The following is a 2,858-nucleotide window of genomic DNA, read 5'->3' on the forward strand; positions in this document are numbered from 1 at the left end:
ATTCGTCTCCGCCATCATTGGAATTAACTGACGACACACCCTAGTCGAAGTTGACAACTGGAATTTCGGCACCCTCGGGAATGGTCATGGCTGTGATGCGCGCGATGTTGAACTCCGGATCGTTGAAGACCAACTGCCATTGCCCGTAATAGGTTGCAAACGGCCCCTTGACGATCGACCCGCCAAGCTCGGGCACCTTGTGCGCGATCTCATCTACCGTTGCCCAGTCTTCAACCACGAACGTCACCATCGTGCCGGTGCTGGATGTTGGTGTCCTGCGTCTCTCACGATCCTTCAGGCCCAGAAGCTCATAGGCCGGGACACCGTTGAAGGCCAGCTGGAAGCCGTTGCCTTGCAGAACCCGGTAGATCGGCGAAGAGGCATCGGGAATGTCGTCCCAACCCAGGATTGCAGCGTAAAATTGTTTCTGTTTCTCCACATCATCGCAAAAGATGTTGTGCATAGGCTGGAACTTGTCTGCACTGGCCATCGGTGTGTCCACGCTCCTCTTGAGATCAGGCATTGAGGTCGCCGTCGGCGCATCGAGACGACATCTTTATGTCCAGGGGGGCCGCCAGTCCCGCATCCATCAGCGTCCCGACAAGCTCGGCGTGATAGGCGGCATAGGCTTTCACTGAAACATAGCGGTCCTCGGGTCTGATGATGTTGAACATCAGCGATCCTTGGCGGACACTGGGCAGCACCCAGGACTTGTAGGCCCATTCCGGGTCCGCATGCGTGAAGTAGTCCGAGTTCTTCGGTCGCAGCCATCTTGCGCCGTCATGAGGTTGATCGATATTGCCGACCGACGCGTTGAAGGCCCTAAGTGCCTTCTTCGGTTCGGCGGTGTTCACATACAAGGCCAACTTTCTTCCTTTCCGTTCCAAATCTATCCGCCTGACAGGTTTCGTGACTGCTCAATTCAGTCGAACCTCATCAAAGCGCACGTCCATCCACCGGAGGAAGGTTTCCACCAGCCTCGTGTAGTACAGCTTGACCACGTCAGGTGGGATGCCTTTGCCGCCGTCGGCATGAAGTTCGAAGGTCAACGTGCCCGCATCGACGCTTGGCACAAGCATTGCGCCGATATCCGACACGTCTTCGGAATGCTGGTAGGAGGTATCACCCTTCAGCATCCAGCCTTCCGCCTTCCCCCACGCTTCTTCCTGGACAATTCTCCGGTTGAACTCCCGAAGCAGCGCATCGGGAGAACTGGTCATGAAATGGACTGACACTGGGATATCTCCTGAAATCCGGCCGAGCGTCAGCCCGCGACCGCATGCAGTTCAGGGTGCATCCGGTCGCTTTCAAGAACCGGCGTCAGGAGAGCCTTCTCGAAAGCCTCCTTGCCCTGCGCGTGGGCGTTTTCCAGTTCCTTGATCCATTTCCTGTACTGTATCGAGATCTTGTCGGTCACGACCGACAGTTCGTCGTCGTAAATCTCTTCTGGCCACTGCGATTCAATGACCGGCTGGTCCTCGGCAAAGACCAGGTCGTTGAAGGCGATGTGGGGATGATCCGAATCGTTCAAGCTCTTCTCGCGGGCGAAGATCAGGAAGTTCTTCGTTTGCTTCGCGTTCACCGGGCAGGACACGTTGAAGAGGACGTGAAGGTTCTTCCCCACATATTTTTGAACGGCCAGGTTGATCGTGAACGGCATACTGCAGTGGTAGGTGAAGTTGCCGATGGGTGCCTGATCGGGAACATCCATGCCCGGGGGCGTGTCATAGACAAAGCGCAGCTGGCCCTTCACGCGATCGATCGGCACGATGGGCGGCTCGGCGTTGTTCGGATCGAACAGAGTGCCGGGGTGAACGAACGCGAAGTGCGAAAAGTCCGTGAAGTTTTCCCAGCGGCGCGGTGCGCTGGCATTCCACCAGTAGGGTTCCTGCACGACAATCTTCATCCTCGGGTCATCAGCGACGCTGAAATACGGGATTTCCGTCACGTTCCACGAGCTATCCAAACGGACCCATATCAGGCCGTACTTCATTTCGCATTCATAGCTTGCCACCTTGGCGCGGGAGGAAATCTTTTGCGTCGGGCATGCCGGCATGTGGGTGCACTTGCCCTCGGCATTGTACATCCATCCGTGGTACGGACACTGGAGTTGGTCGCCTTGGACCTTTCCGCCGGACAGCTTGGCCGAGCGGTGGACGCATTGGTCTTTCATTGCGACCATCTTGCCGTCGAGACGAGCAAGAACGACCTTCTCGTCAAGTAAGGTGACAGCCATAGGGCCATTGCCCAGCGGGTCGGCCTTCTCGAACTCGTCAAGAGTCGCGACCGGATGCCAAAAGTGGCGGAGAAATTCCATGTTCTCGATCAACGGACGTACGCCCATACCGGCATTCCTTCTGTAGCTTTTGCTGCATAGAATAGAGCGGTAGTATCAGCCCGACATGTCGCTGTTACATAGAGTTTATATGTGAACAGGGTGTCTAAAATCCGCAACATGATCTATCTGACGTGGTCGTATAGCGTACGGCGCATTTTCCCAGACGCTTTGTTCACGCCCGTCGTCTTACAAACAAGACGGGTTTCAAGCAAAAGTGCTTTGTCCAATTCGGCCATGGGCCTGCTGGGGTGAACTGACAATATAGCGCAAGGGAACGCACCAGAAACCTTGCCCTAGAAATCCCACCTCGGTGTACAAGAGCAATGCGTCGTACAAATTTCTGTACATTAGGTCCAGATAAACTGTCTCCTTTCGACGGTGAATGACCTTACTATTACCCTGTCCAATAAGACACGTCCGGCGTCTACAATCTCTGCCGGACGTGGCGAAGCCTCGATCCTCCCTGTCGAGGCTTCGCTAGGGTGTGTCGTCAGTTAATTCCAATGATGGCGGAGACGAA

The 2,858-nt window shown here is 55.4% G+C and carries 4 protein-coding genes; all 4 read right to left on the reverse strand.

Annotated features, from left to right (window positions below):
* Positions 1–40: 40 nt before the first annotated feature.
* The 4 genes from B7449_RS16710 to B7449_RS16725 are packed head-to-tail and all read right to left on the reverse strand — an operon-like array spanning position 41 to position 2,344.
* Positions 41–523: a VOC family protein gene (locus tag B7449_RS16710; RefSeq protein ID WP_197603276.1), complete on the reverse strand. Its 483-nt coding sequence runs from the start codon at positions 521–523 to the stop codon at positions 41–43.
* Positions 516–860, reverse strand: coding sequence for a hypothetical protein (locus B7449_RS16715; RefSeq protein ID WP_039998263.1), 345 nt, complete (start codon positions 858–860; stop codon positions 516–518). Before B7449_RS16715 ends, B7449_RS16710 begins: the two co-directional genes overlap by 8 nt.
* A gap of 57 nt (positions 861–917) precedes the next feature.
* Positions 918–1,220, reverse strand: a complete 303-nt coding sequence (locus B7449_RS16720; protein WP_036759098.1) for a hypothetical protein — start codon at positions 1,218–1,220, stop codon at positions 918–920.
* 44 nt (positions 1,221–1,264) lie between these two features.
* Positions 1,265–2,344 (reverse strand): aromatic ring-hydroxylating oxygenase subunit alpha, encoded by a 1,080-nt coding sequence (locus tag B7449_RS16725; protein WP_048883869.1) that lies wholly within the window; start codon positions 2,342–2,344, stop codon positions 1,265–1,267.
* Positions 2,345–2,858 lie beyond the last annotated feature (514 nt).

Origin of the sequence: Komagataeibacter intermedius TF2, from assembly GCF_000964425.1 — a bacterium.
Classification (GTDB): Bacteria; Pseudomonadota; Alphaproteobacteria; order Acetobacterales; family Acetobacteraceae; genus Komagataeibacter; species Komagataeibacter intermedius.